Origin of the sequence: Paraburkholderia sp. RL17-347-BIC-D, assembly GCF_046027915.1 — a bacterium.
Taxonomy (GTDB): domain Bacteria; phylum Pseudomonadota; class Gammaproteobacteria; order Burkholderiales; family Burkholderiaceae; genus Paraburkholderia.
Map to the genome: position 1 here is coordinate 33,293 of NZ_JARESS010000063.1, position 9,379 is coordinate 42,671.

Genomic DNA, 9,379 nt, shown 5'->3' on the forward strand with positions numbered 1-9,379 from the left:
TGGAGTTATGGAAAACGTAAAGAAGAAGTCACCAAGGTACTCGCCGGAAGTGCGTGAGCGGGCCGTGCGGATGGTGCTGGAGCAGCAGGGCGCCCGCGAGTCGACATGGAAAGCGATTGCGTCGATAGCGGCGAAGATCGGCTGCTCGGGAGAGACGCTGCGAAGCTGGGTGCGGCAGGCTGAACGGGATCGTGGCTTGCGCCCAGCGACGAGCACGTAGGAGCAGGATCGGCCTAAGGAACTTGAGCGGGAAGTTCGTGAGTTACGGCAGGTCAACGAGATCGCGATTGCTGCGGGAAACAACGCTTGCGCGCGCCACTTCAGTGCTTCAGCTGCTACCGGTGAACGCCCGAGGTTCCATGAATGTATGCCGGAAGTACTCGCGCACCGCATGCATCGCCGGACTCAGTTCGGCGCTTCTGCGCCATGCGAGACCCACGCTCATCGGCGGCACCGGATCGCGCAGCTGGACGGTCTCGATGCGCCTGCCCTCCAGCGACCAAGGGCGATACACCATGTCCGACAGGATCGCCACGCCGCTTCCATTTGCCACCATGCTGCGCACCGCTTCAACGGACGATGTGCGTAGCTTCACGTTCGGTCGGTACGGCGTCTCGTTCCAGTAACGCGAAGCCGTAAAAGCCGCTTCGTCGACGGTCAACATTATGAATGGTTCGGCAGCGACATCGGCGAGCGTAACGTTCTCGCGCTTTAACAATGGGTGCTGCGCACACAGCCACAGGCGCCGCACTGAATGAATGACCGGCTCAAGTACCAACTCCGGATTCGCAACATTCGATGTGAGCAGCACAGCCATGTCGTATCGGTCTGCGATCAATCCCTCTTCGATCGACTCGCGATTCAACTCGTGCAACTGGATGGTGAGTTGCGGATAGAGCGTGTTCAGGCGCTGCAAATGATGCGGCAGAAAATAGCCGAGCACGGTATAGCTTGCGGCGAGCGTCAGCGTGCCCGTAAGCGTGCTTTCGAGATTCGGAATGCGCATGGCCTCATCGACCGACGACAGGATCGTGTACGCCTGATTGAGAAAACGTCGCCCGGTATTGGTCAAGGTCATGCCGGAAGCGGTGCGCATGAACAGTTGCGTGCCGAGACTGTCCTCGAGCTCCTTGATGGCATTGGTCACTGCCGATTGCGAAATCGTCAGTTGAATAGCCGCCTGCGAAATCTGACCGAGTTCGGCCGTGGCGACGAAGTACTTCAGTTGCCGGAGAGTCAGCGCCATGGGGCCACCTGAAAAAATGATATTGCACTGCGCAATATCTTAATCCCGCAAGTGTTCAGAATGGAATCCGCCTCCGCTTCCCTTGACCAGTCCGCAATAAGCCCGATTTCCGCTCCTCCTTGCGCCGCTGAAGCTATCGAAAAAACAGATAACGTGCCATATAAAAATAGAACTATTTTGGCAGCCGGCGAGCGGATAACGTTCCCTTAACGGGTCTGGCGCGCGTCCTTCAAGCTGACCAGGCTGTTGAACCAGGAGAGATCTAGCATGAACAAGCGCAGCGTCGATTTGAATTCCGACATGGGGGAAGGTTTCGGCTCATGGAAGATCGGTGATGGCGTCGATGAGGACATCATGCCCCTCATCAGCTCGGCCAACATCGCGACCGGGTTTCACGCAGGCGACCCCAACATCATGGCGCGTACGGTGCAACTCGCGAAACAGGCAGGTGTCGGTGTCGGCGCACATCCGGGATTTCGCGATCTGGTGGGCTTCGGACGCCGCAACATCGCCGAGACGCCGCAGGCGCTCGTCAACGACATCATTTTCCAGCTTGGCGCACTGCGCGAATTCGCGCGCCTGTACAACGTCAGCGTGCAACACGTGAAGCCGCACGGAGCGCTTTATATGCTCACCGCACGCGACGAGGACCTGTCGCGCCTCCTGATCGGGACGCTTCAGACGCTGGATCCGACGCTCCTGCTGTATTGCATGGAAGCGTCGGTGACGTATCGGATTGCGCGCGAACTCGGCCAGCCGGTGATCCGCGAGTTTTACGCCGACCGCGACTACGATCGCAGCGGCTCGATCGTCTTCACCCGACGCGTCGGACGGCTCGATCCGGCTCAGGTGGCGGCGAAGGTGTTGCGAGCCTGCGTGGAAGGACGGGTGGCCACAGTCGACGGCGACGACATCGATATCGATTTCGACTCGGTCTGCATTCACAGCGACACGCCGGGCGCCCTCAAACTCGTCGAGGCCACTCGCGCCACACTGGCCAATCACGATATCCGTGTGGCAGCCCCCTTATCTGCGGCCGCCCGCTAATTCCAGTTACCCCAAAGAGACTTGAGGAGCATCCCTATGGCACTACACGATATCGTCAGCCCCCTGCCTGGCACCTTCTATCGGCGGGCGTCGCCGGAGGCCGCGCCCTACGTCGAAACAGGCGCATCTGTCGAAAGCGGCGCGGTGGTTGGACTCGTCGAGGTGATGAAGCAGTTCAGCGATGTCGAAACAAGCGTGGCGGGCCGCATCACCGATATTCTTGTCGACGACGGCGAGCCGGTCGATGCAGGACAAGTCTTGATGCGGATTGAAGGGTGAACAGGATGAACACGTCAAACACGGGCGGCTCCTCAGGCATGTTCTATCAGCCGAAGCGAATCCGTACGGTGCTGGTTGCCAATCGCGGCGAGATCGCGGTGCGGGTGATCCGCGCAGCACACGAACTGGGTATGCGGGCGGTCGCGGTGGTCAGCGATGCCGATCGCGATAGCCTTGCCGCGCGCATGGCCGATGAGGCAATTCACATCGGCCATGCGCATGCGGCGAAAAGCTACCTGAACCCCGCGGTGATTCTCGCTGCCGCACAGCAGTGCGGGGCGGATGCCATCCACCCGGGATACGGCTTCCTCTCCGAAAACGCGGCATTCGCAGCGCAGGTAGAGAACGCCGGGATGATCTTTGTTGGCCCGTCGTCGAGCGTCATTGCAACCATGGGTGACAAGGCAAATGCACGGGAAACCGCGCAGCGCGCCGATGTACCAACAGTCCCGGGCAGCGACGGTGTCGTCCTGTCGCTCGACGAAGCGCGCGAGATCGCAGCAAGGATTGGCTACCCGGTGATGATCAAGGCGGCAGCCGGCGGCGGCGGACGCGGCATTCGGGTGGCACACGACGCTGCACAACTCGACGCTGAATTGCCCCTTGCACAACGCGAGGCGCATGCGGCGTTTGGCAACGGCGGGGTGTATCTCGAACGATTCATCGCACGCGCCCGGCATATCGAAGTGCAGGTACTCGGCGACGGCAACGACGTTGTCCATCTGTTCGAACGCGAGTGCTCGCTGCAGCGGCGCCGCCAGAAGATTCTTGAAGAGGCGCCGTCACCCTCGCTCACGCCGGCGCTGCGCAATGCGCTGTGCGCATCCGCGACGCGGCTTGCAAAGCAGGTGGGCTATCGCAGTGCCGGAACGCTGGAATACCTGTTCGATGAAACGCGCGACGAGTTCTATTTCATTGAAATGAATACACGCATCCAGGTCGAGCATCCGGTGACCGAGGCCGTCACCGGAATCGATCTGGTGCGTGAGACGCTGCGTATCGCGGACGGCGAACCGTTGCGTTTCAGCCAGAATGACATCGTGTTGCGCGGTGCCGCGCTCGAATGCCGGATCAACGCGGAAGATCCCGAGCAGGATTTTCGTCCGAACCCCGGCCGCATAGACGAACTGGTCTGGCCGGCGGGCCCAGGGGTGCGCATCGATTCGATGCTCTACCAGGGTTACACCGTCCCGCCGTTCTACGATTCGCTACTCGCCAAGCTGATTGCCTTTGACGAAAGCCGGCCTGCAGCGCTCGCGCGGCTCAAGCGGGCGTTGAGCGAACTGCGCATCGTGGGCATCAAGACCACCGCGACGCTGCACCGCGCGCTGCTTGAAGACGACGACATTCGCGCCGGCCGCTACGACACCAACTATCTGGAAGCATGGATGACAGACTGGCGCGCCAAACGGGTGGCCGCCACGGACCTGAACGAGGAGGCTGCATGACGATCCGATACACATTCGGTGGCGACGAGTTCATCTTCGTGGAGATCAGCGAAGACATGTCGCTCGAAGCCTTCTTCAAGGGGACCGCGATCACGCGCGAACTGCAGCGCCGCAAAGTGGACGGCGTGACCGAAATCTGCCCCGCTAACGCATCTTTCCAGGTTCGTTACGATCCAGACGTGATCGAGCCGGACACGCTCCTCGCGCTGCTCAAACAGATCGAGGCCGAGGTCGCCGGCGCGACGGAACTGGACATCGCCACACGCATTGTCGAGGTGCCCGTGCTTTACAACGATCCGTGGACGAACGAGACACTGATGGGTTTTCGCGAGCGTCATCAGGACCCGGCTTCGACGGATCTGGAATACGCGGCACGGATCAACAGGAAGAAGGACGTCGAAGACTTCATCGCAGCACACTCCGACTCCCCATGGTTTGTCTCGATGGTGGGCTTCGTGGCCGGCTTACCGTTCATGTTCCAGATGGTCGAACGTGCGCGTCAGTTGCAGGTACCGAAATATCTGCGGCCTCGCACCGATACGCCCAGGTTGACGGTTGGCCACGGGGGGTGCTTCGGCTGCATCTACTCGGTGCGTGGCGCAGGGGGCTATCAGATGTTCGGCGTGACGCCCGCACCGATCTTCGATCCGGCGCAGCGTCTGGATTACCTGCGCGATTTCATGGTGTTTTTCCGCCCCGGTGACATCGTCAAGTTCAAGCCGATCGATCGCGACACTTACGACAAAGCCTTGGCCGCTGTCGATGCGGGGATCTTTTCATTGCGGGTGCGCGATGTGAATTTCTCGCTCGGCTCATTTATGCGCGACCCTGAAGCCTACAACCGTTCGTTGATCGAGGTGCTCAATGCCGACTAACCCTCTCCATGCCATCGAGGTCGTCAAGCCCGGACTGGCTACATCGGTGCAGGATACGGGCCGCCAAGGGTATTACCATGTCGGCATTCCGCCTTCCGGCGCGCTGGATCAGTACGCCTTGCGTGCGGCCAACCTCCTGGTGGGTAACCCCGAAAGTGCGGCCGCACTTGAATGCACGCTGCTTGGTCCTCAGCTGCTGTTTCATGCGGACGCGCTGATTGCCGTGACGGGTGCTGAAATGCAACCCAAGATCGACGGCGTGGCCCAGGCATGCAACGTCGCCCTGCTAATCAAGGCAGGCAGCACGCTGACGTTCGATTATGTGAAAGGCGGTGCGCGGGCCTGTCTCGCGGTGGCCGGCGGCGTTGATGTGCCGATGGTGCTCGGAAGCCGCTCCACGTACACGCTAGGGGCTTTCGGTGGCCACGAGGGGCGGCGCCTGCAGAAAGGCGACCGGCTCGGAATCGGGCGTACCCGAGGGCCCGCTCGTGAAGGCACGGAATTGCCAGAACGGTTGCGTACGCCGCTCGCTCGGGAAGTCGAATTGCGCGTGCTGCCTGGCCTCTATCATCACCGTCTGACGGATGAGTCAGCCATCACGTTTTTCGAAGACACGTGGACTGTCGCCCCTGAAGCAGACCGTATCGGTTACCGCTATAAGCAGGGCCGGCCACTTAAGTTTCGCGAGCGCGAGCAGCCGTTCGGCGCGGGCTCCGATCCCTCAAACATTGTCGATGCCTGCTATCCGATTGGCTCAATCCAGGTCCCTGCCGGACTCGAACCGATTATTTTGCACCGTGACGCAGTGTCCGGCGGCGGCTACGCCACGATCGGCACCGTCATCAGCGCCGACATGGATCTGATCGGGCAAATGCAACCGAACCATCAGGCGCACTTCCTGCCCGTCACCATGACGCAGGCGCTCGCTGCCCGCCGCGATGCCCAACTGCGGCTTGCACGGTTGCGCGAGGTGTTGCTGCGCTAGCGCGCAAGCAGCGCATTCTCGGGCCGGTTGAATTGCGCGCCCGGCCCCGTGATCCCTAAGTGCATTTTCGCGAATCAGATCGTGCGGCGCCATGCGCCGCACGCGGACGCACACGTCCGTCATTTTGTGCCGTACCGGTTGTCTTTCTTTCACTCGTCGCCATGGCACCGAACACGGTCGCTATCACGGCGTCGTTCCCAAACCTGCAGATGCATTGAGGAGCACGATCATGGCCAATCTGGCCCAGGAACCCGCCGAAAGCGATCTGGATCAATCGACCATCGCTATACAGGAGAACGCCCGCATGCCGGCGTTTTCGCTCACGATGGCCTGGTGGGCGGTTTGCAGCGCGGTGTTCTACATTGTCGTCGGCGCAACGCTTGCACTCAATTACGGTGCGCGCAACGCGTTGATCGGGATGGCGCTATCGGTGGTGTCGTACGGTATTGTCAATTCCATCATCAGCCGCTACGCGGTTCGCACCGGCCTGTCCGTCGCGCTATTTTCGCGGGTCTTGTTCGGCAGCGCAGGTGCGGCGCTCGCCACGTTGATCTTCTTCGCGACTGCGATCTACTACGCGGTATTCGAAGGGTCCGTGATCGCTGTTGCGGCGCACAGTCTTTTTCCTGTGCTCGACTACCGGTGGGCGGCGCTGATCGTCGTTTGCTACAGCGTGCCACTCGTGTTCGGCAGCGTGCAGCACTGGCTCGACAAGTTCAACGGCGTACTGTTGCCGTTCTATCTGCTCGGGCTGGTCGCTGCCGTCGCGCTGGCTACCCATGAATATGGCTACAACGCAGCGTGGCTCGACTTCGGCCCGAAAGGCAACGCACCGGCCAACGGCTGGTGGAGTTGCTTTGTCTATTACATGGGCGTCTGGGTGCTGATGATGTTCACTTTCGACTACGCCCGTTTTGGCCGCAAGGAGGACGCGGGTTACCACGGCCGCTTCAACTTTGGCATGCCGTTCTATCTGGTCACGTTCCTGCTGAATGGAGCGGTCGGCATCTATCTGGTCAGTACGATTCCAGGCCTCGGCACACTTTCGGAAGTATCCGTTGTGCTTGCGCTGCTCAAGCTGATGGGGGTCTGGGGTCTGCTGTTCGTGTGGGTAACGCAGTCGCGCATCAATACCGCGAACTACTATCTCGCGGCCATCAATATGCAGGCTTTTTCTCAGAAAGTACTCGGCCTTCGCGCGCCGAAGTTCGTGTGGGCGCTGGTTGTCGGCGTGGCTGTTTATGCCTTGATGATGGCCGATGTATTTTCGAAGATCCTGCAGGCGCTGGCGTATCAGGGAATCTTCGTGGTCGCGTGGGTCGGTGTGGCGCTCGCACACATCCGTTCGACACGCTACGACGAACTGATCGGCGGGGAAGTCGAATGCCGCGATTCGCACGTGCCTGCTTTCAATCCAGGCGGCCTGACCGCATGGTTTGCAGGTGCGTTCGCCGGTCTTGTGTTGATGAATGTCCCGGGACTTGTGCAGTCGTTCTCCGCGCCAGCAAGCTTTCTCGTCTCCTGGCTTGTGTACCGGGGCATGCTCACTTCGGCCAAACGAACGTGGTTCGTGCGTGGCTAGAGCGCAGGCAGACATCGAAGGCGGTGATCTGCCTTTGCGTCGGTACAGGGTACCTAGTCGCCAGGAGCAGATGATGGCCAGCGGAGTGTCGCTGGTCTAGCGCCGCATTGTGTTTTGGTACGCTGTCAGGAAGACTCACAGCCGGCGCAGGTCCGAACATCCATTTGTTTCAAACCAAATACCGAAGTCCGCCGTTATCGCCTGCGATCTGCATCAGCGACCGACCGCACAGGCCAAAAGACTCAACATGAAGGCCTCACTGCCCACCATCTCTCATTGGCCGTGATGTGCCCCGTGGCGGGCAACTCGGCAGAGGTTGAGGTTCTGGTGCAAATAGGCGGTCCGGGTCGTTGTGTTTCGTATAACTAAGTAAGTCTTATCGAACCGTCAGGACGGCATCCCACACAGCGGGCGCAGCGGTATCCTTGAGGCTTAGCTTCGCGAGGTTGAAGTGTCCTTTGCAAATGCGATGCATGAACTCTATGCCTGCCAGAGTGATGAAGCACTGTTCGATGGCGTCGGCCGTCGAGCGCTCGGGCCGGAATCCATAGGAATTCGGGGCCGCCAGTGTCTCCGCCACCGGTTCCAGAGCGAGCTTCCATAACGCCTGCATCGCCCGGCACTGCATACAGGGAATTCCCAGCGGACGCTTCTTGCCGTTACTCTTTGGAATGTAAACGCGTCGCAGCGGCATCACACGATAGCCGCGATGTCGAAGTGACAACATTCCGTTCCATCTGGCCGCCGGAGATGACCATATCCTGCCGTCCACCCCCAGCGTTCTCTTGCCGCGATTCTCCGTCACCCGCTTCACGGCTAACATCTTGCCGCTATGCGAGCGGGTTAGCAGACGTTGCAATGCATTTACCTTGCCCCATCGGCCTTCCCGAACTGCCTTGGCGATACGCACCTGAAGTCGTTTTACATCTGCCTCGACGTGCGACCAGTTTGCCTGATCCCACATCTGTGCAGCGCGCGAGGGCGCACCAGCCCCGGTCGCTTTCGCGCCGATCGCCGTCATCTGCCTTCCCTCGTATAACGATTGGTCAAGGTTCTCTCGCCATGAATGACCGCAGGGAAGTCTGCCCGCTTTCGCGTCGAGCGATGTTGCAGCCCGTATCCCGTCCATTACAGCCGGGCATTCGCTTTCTCCGCATTCCTTTACCCACAGCGCCAACAGCGTTCCTTGCGGTTCGCCTGCCGATGCCGGCAGCACTATGGGCTTACCCTGTTCCGCATGAATCTCCGAGCGGGGCGGACCCTTCCTCTTCGCCGGCGGCTGATTGTCCATGGCGGCCCAGTATTCAAAGACCACTCCTCACCGCGTACCGTTTTGGTTCAAGCCTGTCAGCACGTTTGGCTTGTTCAAACTCACGACGTTTAGCGGAAGTTCACATATGTTGGTCGTATCCACTCATCCCTTGCTCCTCTCCGCCTTCGTGCTGGCAGATTCCGCCTTGCCTCGCGGCACGGCGTACCGGCTACCCGGCGGCTACGTTGTCCCCGAAGCTTCACACCGAGCTGTTACCAACTCCGCATGTCCGGGTAGGGAACGGTTGATGGAACAACCGGTTTCATCAGGTCATACCTGCACCTGTGAGACAGAAACTCACGCGACTTGCAGGTCGCACGAATACCTGTTTGGCGAGATCAATGCCGAGAATATCGATTTCCATGATGAACCTCCATCCAGACGTCCGGTTGAGTCGATTAGTGTCCCCCGGGGGAGGCGTCGGGTCCATCTCAGTAATTTCTGGCGCTCATCGCCCACAGAGCCCTGTCCAGCAAGGATCTCCTGTGCTGCAACATTTCCCCGAAACACGGATTCACCAAGCCTCTGATAGATAACCGTTTTTAGACACTAGTCAGTATGACTCCGCGAGGTAGAGGCTGGCCCGCCGTGAGGACTCAAACGCG

At 60.1% G+C, this 9,379-nt stretch carries 8 protein-coding genes and 1 pseudogene; 7 read left to right on the top strand and 2 right to left on the bottom strand.

Annotated elements, in window-relative coordinates:
• Positions 1–7: 7 nt before the first annotated feature.
• Positions 8–283 (top strand): annotated as a pseudogene (locus tag P0D96_RS41800) (transposase); the annotation flags it as partial.
• A gap of 45 nt (positions 284–328) precedes the next feature.
• On the opposite strand, the gene P0D96_RS41805 reads toward P0D96_RS41800, so the two are convergent.
• Positions 329–1,246, bottom strand: coding sequence for a LysR family transcriptional regulator (locus P0D96_RS41805; protein ID WP_408287961.1), 918 nt, complete (start codon positions 1,244–1,246; stop codon positions 329–331).
• 267 nt (positions 1,247–1,513) lie between these two features.
• Between P0D96_RS41805 and P0D96_RS41810 the strand changes: the two genes are divergently transcribed.
• The 6 genes from P0D96_RS41810 (at position 1,514) to P0D96_RS41835 (ending at position 7,462) form a co-directional block, all read left to right on the top strand.
• Positions 1,514–2,293 carry a 5-oxoprolinase subunit PxpA gene (locus P0D96_RS41810; protein ID WP_408181586.1) on the top strand — a complete coding sequence of 260 codons (780 nt, stop codon included), beginning with the start codon at positions 1,514–1,516 and terminating at the stop codon, positions 2,291–2,293.
• A gap of 36 nt (positions 2,294–2,329) precedes the next feature.
• The gene (locus P0D96_RS41815) at positions 2,330–2,572 is read left to right on the top strand and encodes an acetyl-CoA carboxylase (protein ID WP_408181584.1); all 243 of its coding nucleotides are present in this window, start codon (positions 2,330–2,332) and stop codon (positions 2,570–2,572) included.
• A gap of 5 nt (positions 2,573–2,577) precedes the next feature.
• Positions 2,578–4,020, top strand: a complete 1,443-nt coding sequence (locus P0D96_RS41820) for an acetyl-CoA carboxylase biotin carboxylase subunit (protein ID WP_408181583.1) — start codon at positions 2,578–2,580, stop codon at positions 4,018–4,020.
• The gene (locus P0D96_RS41825) at positions 4,017–4,895 is read left to right on the top strand and encodes a 5-oxoprolinase subunit B family protein (protein WP_408319709.1); all 879 of its coding nucleotides are present in this window, start codon (positions 4,017–4,019) and stop codon (positions 4,893–4,895) included. The genes P0D96_RS41820 and P0D96_RS41825 overlap by 4 nt, the downstream gene beginning before the upstream one ends.
• Positions 4,885–5,880 carry a 5-oxoprolinase subunit C family protein gene (locus P0D96_RS41830; protein WP_408319711.1) on the top strand — a complete coding sequence of 332 codons (996 nt, stop codon included), beginning with the start codon at positions 4,885–4,887 and terminating at the stop codon, positions 5,878–5,880. Before P0D96_RS41825 ends, P0D96_RS41830 begins: the two co-directional genes overlap by 11 nt.
• A 229-nt stretch (positions 5,881–6,109) precedes the next feature.
• On the top strand, positions 6,110–7,462 hold the full coding sequence (locus P0D96_RS41835) for a purine-cytosine permease family protein (RefSeq protein ID WP_408181578.1): 1,353 nt from the start codon (positions 6,110–6,112) through the stop codon (positions 7,460–7,462).
• A 376-nt stretch (positions 7,463–7,838) separates the two neighbouring features.
• Here P0D96_RS41835 and P0D96_RS41840 read toward each other — a convergent pair whose 3' ends face one another.
• Positions 7,839–8,639: a reverse transcriptase N-terminal domain-containing protein gene (locus tag P0D96_RS41840; RefSeq protein WP_459252706.1), complete on the bottom strand. Its 801-nt coding sequence runs from the start codon at positions 8,637–8,639 to the stop codon at positions 7,839–7,841.
• Positions 8,640–9,379: the final 740 nt, after the last annotated feature.